At 71.4% G+C, this 18869-nt stretch carries 17 protein-coding genes and 1 tRNA gene; 7 read left to right on the top strand and 11 right to left on the bottom strand.

Annotated features, from left to right (window positions below; translation table 11 throughout):
• Positions 1-13: 13 nt before the first annotated feature.
• The 6 genes from ACZ5SK_RS09270 (at position 14) to ACZ5SK_RS09245 (ending at position 4264) form a co-directional block, all read left to right on the top strand.
• Positions 14-991: an ABC transporter ATP-binding protein gene (locus ACZ5SK_RS09270; protein ID WP_334581261.1), complete on the top strand. Its 978-nt coding sequence runs from the start codon at positions 14-16 to the stop codon at positions 989-991.
• On the top strand, positions 981-1889 hold the full coding sequence (locus ACZ5SK_RS09265; protein ID WP_334578633.1) for an ABC transporter permease: 909 nt from the start codon (positions 981-983) through the stop codon (positions 1887-1889). Before ACZ5SK_RS09270 ends, ACZ5SK_RS09265 begins: the two co-directional genes overlap by 11 nt.
• The gene (locus tag ACZ5SK_RS09260) at positions 1886-2797 is read left to right on the top strand and encodes an ABC transporter ATP-binding protein (protein WP_334578632.1); all 912 of its coding nucleotides are present in this window, start codon (positions 1886-1888) and stop codon (positions 2795-2797) included. The genes ACZ5SK_RS09265 and ACZ5SK_RS09260 overlap by 4 nt, the downstream gene beginning before the upstream one ends.
• A gap of 10 nt (positions 2798-2807) precedes the next feature.
• Positions 2808-3527 (top strand): ABC transporter permease, encoded by a 720-nt coding sequence (locus ACZ5SK_RS09255; protein ID WP_334578631.1) that lies wholly within the window; start codon positions 2808-2810, stop codon positions 3525-3527.
• A 123-nt stretch (positions 3528-3650) separates the two neighbouring features.
• A complete protein-coding gene (locus tag ACZ5SK_RS09250) occupies positions 3651-3893 on the top strand; it encodes an SGM_3592 family protein (protein WP_334578630.1) in 243 nt (80 codons plus the stop codon).
• 284 nt (positions 3894-4177) lie between these two features.
• Positions 4178-4264, top strand: a tRNA-Ser gene (locus ACZ5SK_RS09245).
• 776 nt (positions 4265-5040) lie between these two features.
• Here the strand turns inward: ACZ5SK_RS09245 and ACZ5SK_RS09240 are convergent.
• The 9 genes from ACZ5SK_RS09240 to ACZ5SK_RS09200 form a co-directional block, all read right to left on the bottom strand.
• The gene (locus ACZ5SK_RS09240) at positions 5041-5859 is read right to left on the bottom strand and encodes an HAD family hydrolase (protein ID WP_334578629.1); all 819 of its coding nucleotides are present in this window, start codon (positions 5857-5859) and stop codon (positions 5041-5043) included.
• Positions 5856-7133: a serine--tRNA ligase gene (gene serS / locus ACZ5SK_RS09235; protein WP_334578628.1), complete on the bottom strand. Its 1278-nt coding sequence runs from the start codon at positions 7131-7133 to the stop codon at positions 5856-5858. The genes ACZ5SK_RS09240 and serS overlap by 4 nt, the downstream gene beginning before the upstream one ends.
• Positions 7134-7824: 691 nt before the next feature.
• Entirely contained in the window at positions 7825-8757 is a 933-nt protein-coding gene (gene pheA / locus ACZ5SK_RS09230) for a prephenate dehydratase (RefSeq protein ID WP_334578627.1), read from the bottom strand.
• An 89-nt stretch (positions 8758-8846) separates the two neighbouring features.
• Positions 8847-10181: an iron uptake transporter deferrochelatase/peroxidase subunit gene (efeB, locus tag ACZ5SK_RS09225; RefSeq protein ID WP_334578626.1), complete on the bottom strand. Its 1335-nt coding sequence runs from the start codon at positions 10179-10181 to the stop codon at positions 8847-8849.
• An 8-nt stretch (positions 10182-10189) separates the two neighbouring features.
• A complete protein-coding gene (locus tag ACZ5SK_RS09220) occupies positions 10190-12292 on the bottom strand; it encodes a copper resistance CopC/CopD family protein (protein WP_334578625.1) in 2103 nt (700 codons plus the stop codon).
• A 13-nt stretch (positions 12293-12305) separates the two neighbouring features.
• Positions 12306-12779: a copper chaperone PCu(A)C gene (locus ACZ5SK_RS09215; RefSeq protein ID WP_334581260.1), complete on the bottom strand. Its 474-nt coding sequence runs from the start codon at positions 12777-12779 to the stop codon at positions 12306-12308.
• 5 nt (positions 12780-12784) lie between these two features.
• Positions 12785-13444: an SCO family protein gene (locus ACZ5SK_RS09210; RefSeq protein WP_361709703.1), complete on the bottom strand. Its 660-nt coding sequence runs from the start codon at positions 13442-13444 to the stop codon at positions 12785-12787.
• Positions 13445-13584: 140 nt separating this feature from the next.
• Positions 13585-14373: a YcnI family copper-binding membrane protein gene (locus ACZ5SK_RS09205; protein WP_334578623.1), complete on the bottom strand. Its 789-nt coding sequence runs from the start codon at positions 14371-14373 to the stop codon at positions 13585-13587.
• 127 nt (positions 14374-14500) lie between these two features.
• The gene (locus ACZ5SK_RS09200; protein WP_361709705.1) at positions 14501-15382 is read right to left on the bottom strand and encodes a hypothetical protein; all 882 of its coding nucleotides are present in this window, start codon (positions 15380-15382) and stop codon (positions 14501-14503) included.
• Between the two features lie 243 nt (positions 15383-15625).
• Between ACZ5SK_RS09200 and ACZ5SK_RS09195 the strand changes: the two genes are divergently transcribed.
• Positions 15626-16081, top strand: coding sequence for an ATP-binding protein (locus tag ACZ5SK_RS09195; protein WP_334578621.1), 456 nt, complete (start codon positions 15626-15628; stop codon positions 16079-16081).
• Between the two features lie 75 nt (positions 16082-16156).
• On the opposite strand, the gene ACZ5SK_RS09190 is transcribed toward ACZ5SK_RS09195, so the two are convergent.
• Together ACZ5SK_RS09190 and pdxR are read right to left on the bottom strand one after the other, a co-directional pair.
• Positions 16157-17389: an MFS transporter gene (locus ACZ5SK_RS09190; protein ID WP_334578620.1), complete on the bottom strand. Its 1233-nt coding sequence runs from the start codon at positions 17387-17389 to the stop codon at positions 16157-16159.
• Positions 17390-17504: 115 nt separating this feature from the next.
• Complete coding sequence (gene pdxR / locus ACZ5SK_RS09185) at positions 17505-18845, bottom strand: MocR-like pyridoxine biosynthesis transcription factor PdxR (RefSeq protein WP_468575651.1); 1341 nt, start codon at positions 18843-18845, stop codon at positions 17505-17507.
• Between the last annotated feature and the right edge of the window lie 24 nt (positions 18846-18869).

Below are 18869 nucleotides of genomic sequence, written 5' to 3'. Positions count from 1 at the left end.
CGACGCTGTGACTGTGATCGCGACCGAAAGCCTGAGCAAGCGGTTCCCCCGGGTGACCGCGCTTGACCGGCTCTCCGTGGACGTCGGGCCCGGTGTGACCGGGCTCGTCGGAGCCAACGGAGCCGGCAAGTCCACACTGATCAAGATCCTTCTGGGTCTGTCGCCCGCGACGGAGGGCCGAGCCGAGGTGCTCGGCCTCGACGTCGCGAGCAAGGGCGCCGACATCCGCGAGCGGGTCGGCTACATGCCGGAGCACGACTGCCTGCCGCCCGACGTCTCGGCCACCGAGTTCGTCGTGCACATGGCCCGCATGTCGGGCCTGCCGCCCACCGCCGCGCGCGAACGCACCGCGGACACCCTGCGCCACGTCGGGCTCTACGAGGAGCGCTACCGCCCCATCGGGGGCTACTCGACCGGCATGAAGCAGCGCGTGAAGCTCGCCCAGGCCCTCGTCCACGACCCGCAGCTGGTCTTCCTGGACGAGCCCACCAACGGCCTCGACCCGGTCGGACGCGACGAGATGCTGGGCCTCATCCGCCGCATCTACACCGACTTCGGCATCTCGGTCCTGGTCACCTCCCACCTGCTGGGCGAACTGGAGCGCACCTGCGACCACGTCGTGGTCGTCGACGGCGGCAAGCTCCTGCGCTCCAGCTCCACCACCGACTTCACCCAGACCACGACCACCCTCGCGATCGAGGTCACCGACAACGACGACCACCCGGACGGCACCCGCGCGGTCCGCGAGGCGCTCCACGCGCGCGGGGTGGACATCCTGGACAGCCAGAGCGGCCTGCCGGGCGCCGGCCACGTCCTGCTGCTGACCGCACAGGGCGAGGACACCTACGACGTAGTCCGGGACGTGGTCGCAGACCTCGGCCTCGGCCTGGTGCGCATGGAACAGCGCAGGCACCACATCTCCGAGGTCTTCACGGACGGCGACGCCACCAACGACCAGCAGCGGAAGGAGGCCGTCGGCCATGGCAGTTGAGCACCCGGTCACCGCCCCCTCGGGCGACCAGACCCGCATCCACAACATCGGCTACCGCAGCTACGACGGCCCCCGCCTGGGCCGCGCCTACGCCCGCCGCTCCCTCTACTCGCAGTCCCTGCGCGGCGCCTACGGCCTCGGCCGCTCGGTGAAGTCCAAGGTGCTGCCGATGCTGCTGTTCGTGGTGATGTGCGTGCCCGCGGCCATCATGGTCGCCGTGGCGGTCGCCACGAAGGCCAAGGAACTCCCCCTGGACTACACGCGGTACGCGATCGTCCTCCAGGCCGTCATCAGCCTGTACGTCGCCTCGCAGGCACCGCAGTCCGTCTCGCGCGACCTGCGCTTCAAGACGGTGCCGCTGTACTTCTCGCGGCCCATCGAGACCGCGGACTACGTGCTCGCGAAGTTCGCCGCGCTGGCCTCGGCGCTCTTCGCCCTCACCGCGGCCCCGCTGCTGGTGCTGTACGTGGGCGCGCTGCTGGCGAAGCTCGACTTCGCCGACCAGACCAAGGGATTCGCTCAGGGACTCGTCTCCGTGGCACTGCTCTCACTGCTCTTCGCCGGCCTCGGCCTGGTCATCGCCTCGGCGACCCCGCGACGTGGCTTCGGCATCGCCGCCGTCATCGCCGTCCTGACCATCTCCTACGGCGCCGTCTCCACGCTCCAGGCCATCGCCGACGCGCAGAACAGCACCGGCTCCATCGCCTGGATCGGTCTGTTCTCGCCGGTCACGCTCATCGACGGCGTGCAGTCGGCCTTCCTGGGCGCCACCTCCGCCTTCCCGGGCGGAATCGGCCCCTCCGACGCGGAGGGCGCGGTCTACGTCCTCGTCGTCCTCGGCCTGATCGCCGCAAGCTACGGCCTCCTCATCCGCCGCTACCGGAAGGTGGGCCTGTGACCACGCTCAGCATCGACCACGTCTCCCGCTGGTTCGGCAACGTGGTCGCCGTCAACGACGTCACCATGACGATCGGCCCCGGCGTCACCGGCCTGCTCGGCCCCAACGGCGCCGGAAAGTCCACCCTCATCAACATGATGGGCGGCTTCCTGGCACCCTCCACCGGCACGGTCACCCTCGACGGACAGCCGGTCTGGCGCAACGAGGAGATCTACCGGCACATCGGCATCGTCCCCGAGCGCGAGGCGATGTACGACTTCCTCACCGGCCGCGAATTCGTCGTCGCCAACGCCGAGTTGCACGGCCTCGGCGCCAAGGCCGCACAGAAGGCGCTGGCCACCGTCGAGATGGAGTACGCGCAGGACCGCAAGATCTCCACCTACTCCAAGGGCATGCGCCAGCGCGTGAAGATGGCGAGCGCCCTCGTCCACGACCCCTCGCTGCTCCTGCTCGACGAGCCCTTCAACGGCATGGACCCGCGCCAGCGCATGCAGCTCATGGACCTGCTGCGGCGCATGGGCGACGACGGGCGCACGGTGCTGTTCTCGTCGCACATCCTCGAAGAGGTCGAGCAGCTCGCCTGGCACATCGAGGTCGTCGTCGCGGGCCGGCACGCGGCCAGCGGCGACTTCCGCAAGATCCGCCGCCTGATGACCGACCGACCGCACCGCTATCTGGTGCGCTCCAGCGACGACCGGGCGCTCGCGGCCGCGCTCATCGCCGACCCGTCCACGGCCGGCATCGAAGTGGACCTCGCCGAGGGCGCGTTGCGCATCCAGGCCGTCGACTTCGCACGCTTCACGGCCTTGCTGCCGAGGGTCGCCCGCGACCACGGCATCCGGCTGCTCACGGTCTCGCCGTCCGACGAGTCCCTCGAGTCCGTCTTCTCGTATCTCGTCGCGGCGTAGGAGGCCCCAGATGTACGACCCCACAGTCGCCCGGCTCACCTACCGGGCCCTGCTCGGCCGTCGCCGGGCCCTCATCCTGGGCGCCCTGCCCCTGCTGCTGATCGCGATCTCCGTGGTCGTGCGCGGCCTCGCCGGAGCCGACGACCAGACGGCGTCCGACCTGCTCGGCGGGCTCGCGCTCGCCACGATGGTGCCGATCATCGGCGTCATCGCCGGCACGGGCGCGATCGGCCCGGAGATCGACGACGGCTCCGTGGTGTACCTGCTGTCCAAGCCGCTGAAGCGGCCGACGATCATCTTCACCAAGCTGATCGTGGCGATCGCGGTGACGATGGTGTTCTCCGCGCTGCCCACGCTCATCGCCGGCTTCATCCTCAACGGAAACGGCCAGCAGATCGCCGTCGCCTACACGGTGGCCGCGCTGGTCTCCTCCATCGCCTACGCGGCCGTCTTCCTGCTGCTGGGCACGGTGTCCCGGCACGCGGTGGTCTTCGGCCTCGTCTACGCCCTCGTCTGGGAGGCCCTGTTCGGCTCCCTGGTGGCGGGCGCGCGCACGCTCAGCGTCCAGCAGTGGTCGTTGGCCGTCGCCCACAAGGTCGCCGGCGGCGACCTCGTCACCTCCGACGTCGGACTGACGACGGCGACGGTGCTGCTGGTCGTGGTGACGGTGCTGGCCACCTGGTACGCGGGACAGAAGCTGCGGTCGCTGACGCTGGCGGGCGAGGAGTGACCGGCCGTGCCGGGGCCCGGGCCGGTCGGCCTTGACGGTGGCTTCACCTGCGTCCCGGCACACTGGGCGGAATCGGAACTGCATCGGAACTGGGCGGAATCGGACCTGGCTTGGAGGACGGGGATGGCGGACGACAACGCGGTGAGCGGCGGTCGCGGGCGGGCCGAGGGCGAGGTCTGGGACGGCTTCGTCCTGGACGACGAGTTCATACGGGCCGCCGAGACGTCCGAGCCGTCCGCCCGGGCCCGGATGCTGGCCGCGCGCTGGCGGACGGAGGAGCCCGAGCCGCAGCCGTGGCGCTCCGACGAGCCGCCCGCGGGCTGGTTCTTCAGCAAGGCGCGGCGCCGCAGGTGGCGCCGCCGGTAGTCGCCGCTCGGCCTGCTTTTCGCACGGCTGTTTTATTCGGTGGCGTCCAACTCGTCCCCCGGGCACAGTGGTTGTACCCCGCAGCGCCGGAAGGGTTCCGGCGCCACCGACCGGGAGAGGAGCGGGACAATGCCCATGCACGGCAGTACGTCCAGCTCCCTTCAGGGCAGCCGGGGGCGGGTTCCGGAGTAGTTACCCCTCCGTCGAACCCGTCCCGCACAGGGGAGCTGCCCGGGGCGGCCGCTTCGAGCACGCGATGTCGCTCTCGCGTGGGCCGCCCACCCGGAGGATTGGCCGAGTGGCAAGGCACCGGTTTGCTAAACCGTGGTCGGGGGTGACACCCCGCGCACGTTCGATCCGTGCATCCTCCGCGAGACGTTGTCACTGGGACTTGGCCGGGGTTTTGGCCAGGGGTACGTGGAGCGGGGTTCGGGTGGGTTCTGCGGGTGCGGAAGTCGTTCGGGCCCGGAAGCCGTTCAGGCTCGGAAGTCGTTCGGGTGCGGGAGCGTCGGGGCTGGTCGCGCAGTTCCCCGCGCCCCTGATCGCCTGCGGCGATCGTTGCGCCCGCCGGCCCGCCCGCCGACGCCAGGCCGTCAGCCCAGTTAGGCCGCCAGCTCGCCAGCCTGGTCAGGCCGCTGGCTCGACACGGCGTCAGCCCGGCCGCACGCCGGCTCGACAGCCCAGTGAGGGTGCCAGCCCGGCCGCACGCCGGCTCGACAGCCCAGTGAGGGTGCCAGCCCGGCCGCCCGCCGGCCCGGCAGGCCGCCAGCGGGCTCGACAGGCCGTCAGCTCGGCAGCCCGCCAAGCCGTCAGCTAGTGCTGTGACCGGGAAGGTTCACCGGCTCGCGACGCCCGGCACGGCTCCCCCACGCTCGGCTTCGCTCGCGCGGGAGGGGCCCCCACCGCCGCGTTGTCGCATCACCCGAGTACATCCAGTACACGGGCGATGCTCCGCCTTGCGATGCACCGCACCGGACGCCGCGAGCTTTCCGGCAAACCTTCCCGGTCACAGCACTAGGCAGCCCGGTGAGGGTGCCAGCCCGCCGGTCCGGCAGGTCGCCTGCAAGCTCGACAGGTCGTCAGCTCGGGGAGGGTGTCAGCCCGGCAGGGCGTCGGCTCGCCCGTCGGCTTGGCAGGGTGGGGCTGGTCAGGGGAGTAGTTGTTCCAGTACTGCTGCGATGCCGTCGTCCTCGTTCGAGGTCGTCACCTCGTCGGCTACTGCCTTGAGTTCCTCGTGGGCGTTGGCCATGGCTACGCCGTGTGCGGACCAGGTGAACATCGGGATGTCGTTGGGCATGTCGCCGAAGGCGATCGTGTCGGCGGCCTTCAGGCCCAGGCGGCGGGCCGCCAGGGAGAGGCCCGTGGCCTTGGACAGGCCCAGCGGGAGCAGCTCCACGATGCCCTGGCCGGCCATCGCGACCGTGACGAAGCCACCCGCGGCCCGGCGGGCGGCCTCGGCCAGCGCGTCGTCGGACAGCTCGGGATGCTGTATGTAGATCTTGCTCAGCGGTGCGGACCAGAGGTCGGACGCGTCCGTGAACGGCGTCGACGGCAGTGCGCCGGTGACCGCGTAACCGGGGCCGACCAGCACGTCTCCGTCCAGGCCGGCCCGGCTGGCCGCCAGGTACAGCGGGCCGACCTCGGCCTCGATCTTCGCCAGGGCCACCGCGGCCAGCTGTCGGTCCAGGGTCACCGACGTCAGCAGACGATGCTCGCCGGCGTCGTACACCTGTGCGCCCTGGCCGCAGACCGCGAGGCCGTCGTAGCCGAGATCGTCGAGGATGTGCCGGGTCCACGGGACCCCGCGGCCCGTCACCACGATGTGTGCGGCGCCCGCCGCGGTGGCCGCGGCGAGGGCGTCACGGGTGCGCCGCGAGACCGACTCGTCGGAGCGCAGCAGCGTTCCGTCGAGGTCGGTCGCGATCAGACGGTAGGGGAGCCCTCCGGCGGGAGACGCGGCGCTCACTTGGCCACCGGCTCCAGGACCTCCCGGCCGCCGAGGTAGGGGCGCAGCACCTCGGGCACGTACACGGAACCGTCGGCCTGCTGGTGGTTCTCCAGGATCGCGACGATCGTGCGCGGGACGGCGCACAGCGTGCCGTTCAGCGTGGCCAGCGGGCGGACCTGCTTGCCCTCGCGGACGCGGATCGACAGACGGCGGGACTGGAACTCGGTGCAGTCCGAGGTCGAGGTCAGCTCGCGGTACTTGCCCTGGGTGGGGATCCAGGCCTCGCAGTCGAACTTGCGGGCGGCCGAGGAGCCGAGGTCACCGGTGGCGACGTCGATGACGCGGAACGGCAGCTCCAGCGAGGACAGCCACTGCTTCTCCCAGGCCAGCAGGCGCTGGTGCTCGGCCGTCGAGTCCTCGGGCTTGACGTACGAGAACATCTCGACCTTGTCGAACTGGTGGACGCGGAAGATGCCCTTGGTGTCCTTGCCGTGCGAGCCGGCCTCGCGGCGGAAGCAGGGCGAGAAGCCCGCGTAGCGCAGCGGCAGCTTGTCCGCGTCGATGATCTCGTCCATGTGGTACGCGGCGAGCGGGACCTCGGAGGTGCCGACCAGGTACAGGTCGTCCTTGTCGAGGTGGTAGACGTCCTGGGCGGCCTGGCCGAGGAAGCCGGTCCCCGCCATGGACTGCGGACGCACCAGCGCGGGGGTGAGCATCGGCGTGAAGCCGGCGGCCGTGGCCTGCGCGATCGCCGCGTTGACCAGGGCCAGCTCCAGCAGGGCGCCGACGCCGGTGAGGAAGTAGAAGCGGGAGCCGGAGACCTTCGCGCCGCGCTCGACGTCGATCGCGCCGAGGAGCTGACCGAGCTCCAGGTGGTCCTTGGGCTCGAAGCCCTCGGCGCCGAAGTCGCGGATCGTGCCGTGCGTCTCCAGGGTGACGAAGTCCTCCTCGCCGCCCACGGGCACGTCGGGGTGCACGAGGTTGCCGAGCCGCTGCAGGAGCTCCTGGGTCTCGGCGTCGGCGGCGTCACGCTCGGCGTCGGCGGCCTTGACGTCGGCGGCGAGCTGGCTCGCCTTCTTCAGCAGCTCGGCCTTCTCGTCCGCGGAGGCCTTGGGGATGAGCTTGCCGAGCGACTTCTGCTCGGCGCGCAGCTCGTCGAAGCGGACGCCGGACGACCTGCGCCGCTCGTCGGCGGACAGGAGAGAGTCGACGAGCGCGACGTCCTCTCCACGGGCGCGCTGGGACGCGCGCACACGGTCGGGGTCCTCACGGAGCAGGCGAAGGTCAATCACGCGGCCAAGGCTACCCGTGCGGGGTTGCCGCTCACGACTCACCATTCCGAACCGTAGGCCGAAGGTTCCGATTCATGGCTTACGTTCAGTTATGAGGGAATTGCCGCACGTGTCAATGAAAAGTGTCTCACTCCCTGGGACGGGGCATGTGATGGGCGTCTCGTTGACTCGATTTCCTTGTGGAGGAGGGGACTTGGGGGTGGCGTTGTCCACAGGTATCCACACCCCCGGGACGGTTATCCACAGGGTGTGCGAAAGATCTGTGGACATTGGAATTGATCATTCCGATAGTGCGGTGGGGGGCGGTCAATTCCTTGCCCAAACCGTCTGGCGACCCACTTTCGGGTGGAAATGGGTCGCCCCAAAGGATTGATCGAAGGAAACAGGTGGACGAAGGGTGACGCGCAGGTTGCGAGTCGCCCTGGTGTCGTGGAGGCCGATTTGTCGACTGGGTGGGGCTTCGGTGATCGACGTTGTCGACTTGTCCCCAGGTCGAGATGCCGCCCTGTGGATAACTTCTGTGGATAACGAAGATACGCAGATAGGACCGGCTTGAATGACAGCCAGGACGGCGTGAACGACAGCCACAACCGGCACCGGATCGGCAGCGGACCGACAGCCGACCGACAGCCGACCGGTTCCGGAACGGCTGCGCATTGCGTTTGGCTGTGGACCGGCCGCGGACCTGCTGCTAGAACCGGCCGTCCTGGCAGCGGGCCACCCAGTCCGACGCCGCCACGAACTCGCCGTCGGAGGTCCCCGGCAGCGGAGTCGGCACGTCCGCCGGGCTCACCTCCGCGCGCGGGTACGAGCCGAGGAAACGCACTTCGCGACAGATGCGCTTCAGCCCCATGAGCGCCTCTGCCATCCGCCGGTCCGAGATGTGTCCCTCGGCGTCGATGCAGAAGCAGTAGTTGCCGATGCCCGCGCCCGTCGGCCGGGACTGCAGCAGCATGAGGTTGACGCCCCGGGTGGCGAACTCGCCCAGCAGGTCGCGCAGGCCGCCGGGATGGTCGTCGCGCTGCCACAGCACGACGGACGTCTTGTCCGCGCCGGTCGGCGCGGCGGGCCGGGCGGGCCTGCCCACCAGCACGAACCGGGTCTGAGCGTTCTCGGCGTCGTGGATCCCGGTCTCCAGGGCCGTCAGGCCGTAGCGGGCGGCCGCGAACTCGCCCGCGAAGGCGGCGTCGTACCGGCCCTCCTGGACCAGTCGGGCGGCGTCCGCGTTCGAGGCGGCCGACTCCCACAGGGCGTCCGGGAGATTCCCCTTCAGCCAGTTGCGGACCTGCGGCTGCGCGGCCGGATGCGCCGAGACCGTCTTGATGTCCGCCAGCTTCGTGCCCGGCCGCACCAGCAGCGCGAAGGTGATCGACAGCAGCACCTCGCGGTAGATCATCAGCGGCGCGCCCGCGACCAGCTCGTCCAGGGTCGTGGTGATCCCGCCCTCGACGGAGTTCTCGATGGGCACGAACGCGGCCTCGGCCTCGCCGGTGCGCACCGCGTCGAGCGCGGACTGCACCGACACATAGGGGATCAGCTGCCGGGTGGCCGCCTCCGGAAGCGTGCGCAGGGCGACCTCCGTGAAGGTGCCCTCGGGGCCGAGATACGCATAGCTCGCTGGCATGACCTCACCCTAATGGCCCTTGCCTATCCGGACGTATGCGTCTCACGACAGCCGCTCGCAGGAATGAATCCGCACGACGGGCCGTAACTTCACGACTCCAGCAGTCGCTGGCCCACGTACTCCCCCTCGGCCGCGCCGCCCGGCACCGCGAACAGGCCGCTCGACTCGTGGCGGATGTACTTCGACAGGGCGTCCCCGCGGTCCAGCTTGCGCTGCACGGTGACGAAGCCGCGCAACGGGTCCGCCTGCCAGCAGACGAAGAGCAGGCCCGCGTCCGGAGTGCCGTCCGGGTCGATGCCGTCGTGGTAGGAGAAGGGCCGGCGCAGCATCGCCGCGCCGCCGTTCTGGTCGGGGCGGGTGATACGGGCGTGCGCGTTGATCGGGACGACCAGATCGCCGCGGGCGTCGGTCTTCTCCAGGTCCATCGCGGTCGTCTCGCCGCCCCCCGAGAGCGGCGCCCCGTCGGACTTCTTGCGCCCGATGACCTGCTCCTGGGCCTTGAGCGACAGCCTCTCCCAGTCGTCGAGCAGCATGCGGATACGGCGTACGACAGCGTAGGAGCCGTTGGCCATCCACGCCGGGTCCTTGGCGCCGGACGCCGGGACGAAGATGCGCTGGTCGAAGTCGGAGTCGGTCGGCTTGGGGTTGCGGGTGCCGTCCATCTGACCCATCAGGTTGCGGGCCGTCATGGGGTGGGCGGTGGCACCCGGCGTCCGGTTGAAGCCGTTCATCTGCCAGCGGACCTTCGCCGCGCTGCCCGCGTCCTTCTGGATGGCGCGCAGGGCGTGAAAGGCGACCAGGGCGTCGTTCGCGCCGATCTGCACCCACAGGTCGCCGTTGCTACGGGCCTTGTCCAGGTGGTCGGAGGAGAAGTCGGGGAGCGGATCGAGGGCGACCGGGCGCTGCTTCTCCAACCCGGTGCGGGCGAAGAAGCTGTTGCCGAAACCGAAGGTGACCGTCAGCGAGGAGGGGCCTGCGTCCCGGGCCACGTCCGTGTCGTCGTTCGCCGCCGCCTCGCCCGCCATCAGCCGCCGAGCCGTCTCCGACCAGCGGCGCAGCAGCGCGGCGGCCTCCTTGCGGCCCGCGCCGGCGGCGAGGTCGAAGGCGACGAGATGCCCGCGGGCCTGGAGACCCTGGGTGATGCCGGGCTGATGTTTCACGTGGAACATCGCCTCGTCGGCGCCGATCGAGGACAGCGGCGTGACCTGTGAGGGCGCCGCGGCATAGCCCACGGCGCCGCCGGCCGCGCCGAGCACGAGCCCGGTGGTGCCGGCGGTGCCGAGCAGCTTGCGCCGTGTCAGCCCCTCGGGGGAGCGGGACTTCGAGGGCGCGCCTTCGTCCACGGAGGTGTGGGTCTCGGGCGTACGGGACTCGGGCGTACCGGTCTGGGGCGTACGGGCCTCGGGGAGGGACTGGTCGGGCATGGTGCGGTTCAGCCGATCTGCGCGTTCTTGGAGACGGTCACCTGGTCGATGTCGGAGGTCCGCACGGTCACGGCGATCTTCCACTCGCCGGCCAGGGGGAGCTGTACTCCGGTCGCCGACCAGTGGCCGGTCGTGATGTGGTCGGGGGAGACGGGCAGCGGCCCGATCTTCTTGGCTTCGAGGGTGAAGGCGACCTTGACCTCGGGCACGTCGAAGGCGCGGCCGTTGGGCCGGGTCACATAGACGTGCATCTCGTTGGCGCCGGCCCGTGCGGGGTCGAGGTCGACGCTGACCACACCCTTGCCGTCCGTGCCGCCTGTGTCGAACGACATGTCCAGCGTCAGGGCGCCGGAGGTGGAGTCCCCCGAGGAGGACGAAGAGGAAGAGGAAGAGGAGGAGGACTGGGTGGCCTTGGCGGCGTCCTGCTCCGTGCGGCCGGGTTCCGTCGACGTCAGGATCGTGGTGACGCCGAGCAGCACGACGGCGACGCCGGCCTCGGCGAGCACCGAGCGGCGCAGGCCGAAGCGGCCCGGATCGGAGTCCCGCAGCCGCTTCTGCCGGGTGGCGTCGACGGCGGCCTGCTGCCGGGCGAGCTGCGCGGCCCGCTTCGCTCCACCGGATCCGGCCTTGGCGGCCCCGGCCCCGGCTCCAGCCCCAGTTCCGGTCCCGGATCCGCTCCCGGCCGCCGCCGTGACGTGCTCCTTCTCGGGCGCAGACTCGGCCGCGGAGTCGAGGGCGGACTTCGGGGCGGCCTCCTCGACCGTGGACCCATCGACCGTGGACCCGTCGACCGTCGCCGTCTCAGCTGTGGACCCGTCGACCGTGGCCGTCTCGGCCGTGGGCCTTTCGGCTGCGGAGTTCCGGGCCGTCGTCTTCGTCGTCGTGTCCGCCAGCTGGGCCGTCCAGCGTCGGGAGATCCACGCGATGCCGACGAGCAGCGCCACGAGCCCGATCTTGATGAGCAGTAGTTGTCCGTAGCGGGTGTCGGTGAAGGCGGACCAGGAGCCGAGCTGACGCCAGGACTGGTAGACGCCGGTGGCGACCACGGCCAGGACGCTGCCGAAGGCGACCTGGGAGAAGCGGCGGACGACGGCTGCTTCGACGGGCCGGTCGGCGGGCGCCCGGTACAGCGCCATGAGGAGCGCGGTGAGCCCGCCGAGCCAGGTCGCGACCGCCAGCAGGTGCAGCACGTCGACCGGCATCGCGATGCCGGGCTGCAGCCCGGTCGAGGCGTGCTCGGCCATGGCCCAGCTCGCCGCGAGCCCCGCGGCGACGACGGTTCCGCCGGTGGCGAGCCCGAAGGTCAGATCCCGCTTCTCCTCGTCCTCTCGCTTGTCGTACGCGCCGAAGAGCACGGCGATGAACAGGGCGGCCGCGGCGAGCAGCAGCAGCCGGGAGACCAGGGCGGCGCCGGTCTTGGTCTGCAGGACCTCCCCGAGGAGGTCGAGGTCGAAGACGTCGCCGAGCTTGCCCGAGCTGGTGTAGGAGCCGCGCAGGAGCAGCAGGAACAGGGTGGCCGCGGTCATCGCGAGCCAGCCGGAGACGATGAGCCGCTGCACGGCCCGCACCCCGGTGCCGCGCTGCCAGCAGGCCAGCACGAAGGCGGCCCCGCCGGCCATCACGATGAACCCGGCGTACGACACGTACCGCCCGAAACCGTAGAGCCCGCCGACGATTCCGCCGCCGGCCCCCTGGTCGGACACCGAGACGCTGGTCTTGGAGGGCGCGCCGATGGAGAAGGTGTAGGCGCCGGCGACGGGATGGCTGTCGGCGGACACCACCTGGTAGGTCACCGTGTACGTGCCGTCGGGCAGCCCCGAGTGCAGCTGCACGGCGTACGACGTGCCGCTGGTGTTGGTCGGCTTGCCGCTGTCGACGCGGGTGCCCTTGGGGTCGAGGACGCGCAGCGAGTCGTCGTTCATCGAGACGGTCTCGGAGAAGGTCAGCGTCACCTGGGTGGGCGCCTTGTCGACCACCACCCCCTGCGCGGGGTCGCTGCCGGTCAGCGCGGCGTGCGCGGATGCGGGTCCGGCGCCGGCGAGAAGCGTGCCGGTCACCGCCAGGAACAGCAGCACGAACATGCGGACGCGGGGGGCGATGGTCTGCGTCAAGGTGGTCCCTCCCTCAGTGGCCGGTCTTCGGGGTGTACGTGGCGGACTCGACCGGAATCTCGACCTCGAGGGGGTCGGATGCGGCGAAGTGCAGTTCGACGGCCACCGTCTGGCCCTGCACCGGCTTGCTCTTCAGCTTCTCGAACATCAGATGGTTACCGCCGCTCTTGAACACGAGTTGACCATGCGCCGGCACATCGAGGGACGTGACCTCCTCCATCGACGACCCGACGGTCTCGTGGAGGGTGACGCTGCCCGCGGTGGCACTGGTGACGGAGGTCAGTTCGTCCTTCGCACCGCCCTTGTTGACGATGGTGAGGAAACCGGCGGCCATGGTGTCGGAGACGGGCTGCGGTATGTAGGCGGCCCGGACGGACAGTTCGGCCCGTCCGTCGGAGTCCGACCCGCAGCCCGCCAGCAGCAGCGCCCCGGTGACGGCGGTGGCGGGCAGGGCGAGGAGCCTCGCGGGCCGACGCGCCGGCCGCACACGCCTCACGGGTTCTCGCCCTTGATGATCTTGGGGAGGTCCTTGGTGTAGTCGTCGACCGTGGCCTCCTCGCCGTACAGGAGGTAGCCACCGTTCGTCTTCGGGGAGAAGGCGACGACCTGGGTGCCGTGGGTGGAGACGATCTTGCCGTTCTTGTCCTTGTGCGGCGCCTCGACGGAGATGCCGAGGGTGCGGGCGGCGGCCTGGATGGTCGCGAACTTGCCGCTCAGGCCGACGACCTGGGGGTCGATGCCCTTGAGCCACTTGCCGAGCGCGGCCGGGGTGTCCCGGTCCGGGTCGGTGGTGACGAACACGACGCGCAGCGCGTCCTGCTCGGCCTTGGGCAGCTGCTTCTTGGCGACGGCGATATTGCTCATCGTCAGCGGACAGACGTCGGGGCAGTTGGTGTAGCCGAAGTAGATCAGCGTCGGCCGGCCCGCGGTCTCCTTGCGGAGGTCGTAGGACTTCCCCTGGGTGTCGGTGAGGACCAGGTCGGGCTTGGTGAAGGGCTGGTCGAGCACGGTCGCGGCCTGCTTCGAGGCGCCGTCCTCGGAGACGGCGGCGACGGAACTGTCGCCGCTGTCGCCGCTGCCGCTGCCGCAGGCGGAGAGGGTGAGGGTGGCGGCGGTGAGCAGCGCGGCCACGGCGAACGTCTTCTTGCGCATAGAAAAATGTCCCAGATGTGTGAACTCCGGCGTGCACCGGGGGCGCACGCACGGGTGCGTGCGTGTCCCCGGTGCACGTCGCGGACGAGCAGGAGTCGGGCGCCGGGCCACAGGGCCGCCGGTCCGACGTGGGGTGGGGCTCAGGCCTCGGTCGTGGTCCGGCGGCGGCCGGCGAGCACGCCGTACGCCACACCGGCGGCGCCGACGACGATGCCGACCACGCCGAGGACCCGGGCGGTCGTGTCACTGCCGCCGGAGTCGGAGGCGGCCTCGGTCGTCTTCGCGGCGGAGGCCTTGGCGTCGGCGGAGGACTCGTCGGAGGCGTCCTCGGCGCTCGTGCCGTGGTGGCCGCCCTCGGAAGCGGCCGACAGGGCCAGCACCGGGGCCGGGTTCTCCGGCTCCTCCGCGCCGTCCTCCTGGACCTCGATCCAGCGCACGACCTCCTTGTTGGAGTACGTCTGGATCGCCTTGAAGACGAGTTCCTCGGCGTCCTCGGGCAGCGCGCCCACGGAGACCGGGAACTTCTGGAAGTAGCCGGACTCGATGCCCTTGCCGGTGGCGGTCCAGGTGATCTTGGAGACGGCCTCGGAGATCTGCTTGCCGTGCACCGTGAGGGGCTTGGCGAGCTTCGCCTTGGTGACCTCGATCTTCCAGCCGTTGATCGGCTCCGGCATCGCGGAGGCCAGCGGGTGGTCGGTCGGGAAGGTGACCTCGAGCTTGGTGGTCGAGGCGTCGTCCCGCTCGTTGGGGACCTTGAAGTCGACGACGGCGTAGCCGCCCTTGGCGGCGGCGCCCTCGGCGGCGACGCTGACGTGCGCGAAGGCGGGCGCGGACAGGGCGAGAACGGCGCAGCCGGCGACGGCAGCGGCGGCGGCGACGCGGGAGGTGACGCGGGAGGTGACGCCGGAGGCGATGCGAGAGGCCTTCATGACAGGGAGCACTCCACTCTGAGTGAATCTGCGGGTGAGGAGAGGCGCGCACACGGTGGTGTGCACGCGCGCGTGCCGCACGACGGCGGCCGCCCCCCGGGTGTGGTGGAGTGCTGGTCGTGTCGCGTCAGGCAGCGAGGACGAGAACGGATACGGCCGGCGGTCCTCGTCTGATCACCGAGTGCTGGAGCGCGACGGTGCGGGGCGCGGACGGCGCGAGCAGGGCGGTGTGCGGGACGCGCGGCCTTGCGCCGGGCAGGCCGGGCAACCCCGCGAGCAGGGCGCGCACCAGCGCCAGCGCCCCGCGCAGGGACCGTACGAGCGCTCCCTCGGCGACGCCGTGCGCCGACAGCGCGAGCAGTCGCAGCAGGGCCGTGTCGCCGCGCCGCAGCAGCCATCCGGCGGCGACGGCCGCCAGGAGGTGGCCGAGCAGCATGGGCACGGACGGCAGCAGGGACATCGACGACCCGGCGGTGGACAGGGCGTCCGCCGGATGGTGCGCGGAGCCCATCCCGCTCATGCCGCGCATCCCGCTCATGTCCGTCCCGGCGCCGCTGACGGCGCCCTGGGGACGGTAGAGCCGCGCGTCGACGAGCAGCTTCTGTGCCTGGGCGGGGCTGATCGCCGCGGCCGACGCCCCGCACACCAGCCGTGCCGCGCGTTCGACGAGCGTGGCGTCGGACGCGGACAGCGCGCCGGAGCCGGCGGTAGCGGTGGCGGTCGTGGCGGCGGTGGCGGTGTGCTGACCGAGGCCGAAGAGGGTGTGCAGCACGGTCTGTCCGAGCGCGAGGAGCGCCGCGATGCCGGGCAGCGAGCGCGTGCGTCCGGCGAGCGGCAGCACGACCGCGAGGGCGCCCAGGAATCCCGCGCCCAGCGTCCACGGCGCAACCGTGGCGCAGGAGGCCATGGTGTGCCCGGCCGCGGACAGCACGACGCAGACCGCGGCGAACACCGCGGCCCGCAGCAGCCGTAGATCGCGTCCGGAGCGCTCACCGTGGGGGGCAGTCATGGCGGGCTCATCATCGCACTGGCCTTACCGCGCCCATACGGCAGGTCCACAAGGTTCCCTACGATATGGAAGATCACCTTCTGGTTCCGACTGGTGTGACTGGTGCTGTTGGGTCCCACATACACCGATTACTGGTTTGCGTGCATCCCCCATATGGGCGGCATCACGCGGAAATCGCGCTTACATACGGCGTTGGGCGGCAATACGTATCGGTATGTCGAGCCGCAGCCAGGAGGCTGGAGCATGAGCATCTGGTGGTCACTCCATCTCCGGCGCGAAGCCGCGAGCGTTCCGCTCGCCCGCCGCCTGCTGATCGGCACCATGGAGACGGCAGGCGTCGATCCCGACGTCAGCTACGACCTGTCCGTCGCCCTGAGCGAAGCCTGCGCCAACGCCGTCGAGCACGGTGGGGACACCGCGCACGGCGGCTGTTCGGAGGCGTACCGCGTCACCGCGTACCTCGACGGCGAGAAGTGCCGCATCGAGGTCGCCGACTCGGGCCCGGGGTTCACGGGCGGGAGCCCGGCCCCCGCCCCGGTCCGTACCAGCACCGACGCCGAGCAGGGCCGCGGCCTCTACCTCATCCAGGAACTCGCCGACCACGTCCACATCGGCAACAAGCCGGGGCTCAGCGGCGCGGTGGTGAGCTTCGACAAGATCCTCAAGTGGCGCAAGGACGCGCCCCTCATCGCCGTCTGAGCGCCGGTCACTTCAGCTTTGCGTCGCGCCCTCGCGGTGACCGGCGGCACGGTCGCGCCCGCACGCCCGCTGCCGTCAACTCGCCGGTATCAGCCGGGTCTCCGGCGTCTGCTGTCGCTCCCGGCTTGTCGCGGCCCTTCGGGCCGCTGGGCCCATTGCGTGCGATGCCGCGATCATGGCCGCGCCCAGGAGCAGCCAGCCGGGTGTGCCCCATTCGATGAGCAGCCAGGTCAGGGCCAGTGGGCCGAGGGTGCGGGCCACGGTGACGCCGGTGCCGAACAGACCTTGGTACTCCCCGACCCGGTCGGCCGGGGCGAGGTCGAAGGAGAGCTGCCAGGAGCCCGCCGACTGGGCCATCTCCGCCGCCACTTGAAGCACCGCCCCCAGCACCAGTGCGCCCGCCGCCGTCCACGGTGAGGCGCCCGCCGACAGTGCGAACACCGCGCACGCGGCGCACATCACCCAACCCGAGCGCCGCACCGCGCGCGTGGCGCTCGCCAGTCCGCTCACGCCGCGTGCCGCCCGTACCTGGAACGCCGTCACCGCGGCGGTGTTGAGCACGAACAGGGCGGAGACCAGCCAGGCGGGCGCCGCGGTCCGCTCGGTGATCCACAGCGGCAGTACGAGGCTGAGCAGGGGCAGCCGCAGCAGCAGGACCGTGTTGAGGAGCGCCACCAGCGCGTACGGCCGGTCTCGCAGCACCCCAAGGCCGTTCCCGCGCGGGCGCCCTGCGCCGGACACGAGCCGGGGCAGTCCGACGAGCAGCAGCGCGCACACCAGGAAGCTCACCGCGTCGACTGCGAACACGCCCAGATACGCCGCCCGCGTTCCCGCGTGCAGTGCGAGTCCGCCGAGCCCGGCGCCCACCGCCAGACCCGCGTTCAGCGTCGCCTGGAGGCGTGCCAGGAGCCGCGTCCGCTCCCCGGCGGGCACCAGGCCGGCCAGCAGCGCCTGCCGCGCCGCCGCGAGCCCCGACTGCGCGGCCGCGTATCCGCATGCCACGAGGACGAACGGCACGAAACCGCGCACCAGGGTGAACGACGCCACCGCGAGCCCCGTCGCCAGCGCCAGCAGCACCGCCGTACCGCGCGCCCCGCGCCGGTCGGCCAGTCGCCCCAGCGGCACCCCCGCGAGCGAACCGACCGCCCAACCGACGGTCAGCCCGAGCCCCACGCGCGCGGGGGCGAGTCCGATCACCTGGGTGAAGTAGAGGGCCGATGTCGTGTAGTACGCGCCGTCCCCGACCGAGTTGCTCAACTGGGCCAGGGCGAGCAGGCGTTGCGGGGAACTCTTCGTACTGTTCGTCATACGGACGACGTTAGAAGCGCAGTGGACCCCTCAACAGCGCCAATCACCCACCATATGACTGGCCCAATGAGCCCAATGAGCCCAATGAGCCCGATCAGCCCGGCCGGTGCACCCGTCAGCTGCCGTCCAGCACCCTCGCCAGCGCCTCCAACGCCTGCGGATACACCCGCTCCCGGGGCGTGCCGTACCCGATCACGAGGCCCTGGAGGTGGTCGCCGGACGGCTCGTGCCAGTGCTCGCCGAGTCGGCCCACGGCCAGGCCCGTCGCGGCCGCGCGCGCCAGCACCTCCGCCTCGTCGCCGACCTCCACCAGCGCGTGCAGCCCAGCCGCGATCCCGCGTACGCCCCGGCGCGCACCGAGCCGGTCGAGCAGCAGGTCGCGGCGCCGCCGATAGCGCAGCCGGCACGCGCGCACGTGGCGGTCGTAGGCGTGACTGTCGATCAGTTCGGCGAGGGCGAGCTGGCCGATGGTCTCGGTGTGGTGGTCGCTGTGCAGCTTGGCGTCCGCGACCGCGTCGACCAGGTGCGGCGGCAGCACCATCCAGCCCAGCCGCAGCGCCGGCCCGAGGGTCTTGGAGGCGGTGCCCAGATAGACGACCTGCCCCGGCGCCATGCCCTGGAGCGCGCCGACGGGTTGGCGGTCGTAGCGGAACTCGCCGTCGTAGTCGTCCTCGACGATCAGTGCGCCACGCGCGCGTGCCCACTCCGTCAGCGCCCGCCGCCGCCCGGGATGCAGCGTCACGCCGGTCGGGTACTGGTGGGCCGGCGTCACGACCACGGCCGCCACGTCGCCCAGTTCCCCGACCCGCACCCCCCGCTCGTCGACCGGCGCCGGCGTCACGCGCCCGCCGCCCCGCCGTACGACCTCGCGGTGGAAGGGCAGCCCAGGGTCCTCCATCGCGACCCGGGCGCCGTCCAGCACGCGGGTGAGGAGCGCCAGGCCCTGCACGTACCCGGAGGTGATCACGATCCGCTCCGGCGGCGCGATGACACCCCGGGCCCGCCCCAGGTACCCCGACAGCGCGGTGCGCAGCTCGATACGGCCTCGCGGGTCGCCGTAGTCGTACGCCAGTGAGGGCGCCGTCGCGATGGCGCGGCGCAGCGCGCGCAGCCAGGCCGCGGCCGGGAACGCCCCGACGTCCGGGCTGCCGGGCCGCAGGTCGAAACGCGGCGCACGCGCGCGTGCGGCGGCCTCCGGCGGTTCGGCGGTGACGGGGGGCAGCGGCGCGACCTGTGTGCCGGACCCCTGGCGTGCGGTGAGGTAGCCCTCGGCGACGAGCTGGTCGTAGGCCGCCTTGACCGTGTTCCGTGAGATTCCGAGCTCGCCCGCGAGCCGGCGCGTCGCGGGCAGCCGCGTCCCGGGCGACAGCCGCCCGTCCCGCACGGCGTCGCGCAGGGCCCGCTCAAGCCCGGCCCGCCGCCCTTCGCCGGGATCCGCTTCCACATACAGGTCCACACCAGCCCCCCGACCCGTAGACCG

Source organism: Streptomyces sp. NPDC031474, assembly GCF_055581185.1.
Note: the sequence above shows the minus strand (reverse complement) of the source record. Positions and strands in the feature narration are given on the sequence as shown.

Bases quoted from the DNA above. Each gene is read 5' to 3' on its own strand.
- ACZ5SK_RS09265 (WP_334578633.1), top strand. From the start codon at position 981: ATGGCAGTTGAGCACCCGGTCACCGCCCCCTCGGGCGACCAGACCCGC.
- ACZ5SK_RS09255 (WP_334578631.1), top strand. From the start codon at position 2,808: ATGTACGACCCCACAGTCGCCCGGCTCACCTACCGGGCCCTGCTCGGC.
- ACZ5SK_RS09250 (WP_334578630.1), top strand. From the start codon at position 3,651: ATGGCGGACGACAACGCGGTGAGCGGCGGTCGCGGGCGGGCCGAGGGC.
- pheA (WP_334578627.1), bottom strand. From the start codon at position 8,757: ATGCCAGCGAGCTATGCGTATCTCGGCCCCGAGGGCACCTTCACGGAG.
- efeB (WP_334578626.1), bottom strand. From the start codon at position 10,181: ATGCCCGACCAGTCCCTCCCCGAGGCCCGTACGCCCCAGACCGGTACG.
- ACZ5SK_RS09210 (WP_361709703.1), bottom strand. From the start codon at position 13,444: ATGCGCAAGAAGACGTTCGCCGTGGCCGCGCTGCTCACCGCCGCCACC.
- ACZ5SK_RS09205 (WP_334578623.1), bottom strand. From the start codon at position 14,373: ATGAAGGCCTCTCGCATCGCCTCCGGCGTCACCTCCCGCGTCACCTCC.
- ACZ5SK_RS09200 (WP_361709705.1), bottom strand. From the start codon at position 15,382: ATGACTGCCCCCCACGGTGAGCGCTCCGGACGCGATCTACGGCTGCTG.
- ACZ5SK_RS09195 (WP_334578621.1), top strand. From the start codon at position 15,626: ATGAGCATCTGGTGGTCACTCCATCTCCGGCGCGAAGCCGCGAGCGTT.
- ACZ5SK_RS09190 (WP_334578620.1), bottom strand. From the start codon at position 17,389: ATGACGAACAGTACGAAGAGTTCCCCGCAACGCCTGCTCGCCCTGGCC.